This window comes from Pseudomonas sp. HMSC063H08 (assembly GCF_001813645.1).
GTDB lineage: Bacteria > Pseudomonadota > Gammaproteobacteria > Pseudomonadales > Pseudomonadaceae > Pseudomonas > Pseudomonas aeruginosa.
Window position 1 is genome coordinate 1 of sequence record NZ_KV813514.1, and the last position, 350, is coordinate 350.

The window sequence follows — 350 nt, forward strand, 5'->3', positions numbered from 1 at the left end:
CGTACATAAGTAGGGGTGACGCCTGCATGTCCTGGGTAGCATAATTCCTGTATGTAGCTGGCTAATTGATATTAAGGAGTAGTCGAAGTCATGGAGCGCTTGCTCGAGAGCATTTACATCAATGCCCGGCCGGCAATGGAGTTGAGGCTTAGCCTCACCAGCTCCGGCCGCAAGAGAATTGTAAAGATTGTGGATGGGGAGGAGGTCGAGGTTCTGCCAGGTGAAGTGCAGGGCATCCTGGAGGCCCAAAAGAGGGATGTTGGAATCCTCGCTGATTTCTTAGCCAAGAGTCTCTTGGCGCGACGCTAGTGATCCTTGGCTAGCCAGTCTATCGCCGACAGCAACGTGGT

1 protein-coding gene is annotated in these 350 nt (G+C 53.1%); it reads left to right on the forward strand.

Features of this window, described 5'->3' with window-relative positions:
• Nucleotides 1–90 precede the first annotated feature (90 nt).
• A complete protein-coding gene (locus HMPREF2924_RS21815; RefSeq protein WP_023082680.1) occupies nucleotides 91–309 on the forward strand; it encodes a hypothetical protein in 219 nt (72 codons plus the stop codon).
• Nucleotides 310–350: the final 41 nt, after the last annotated feature.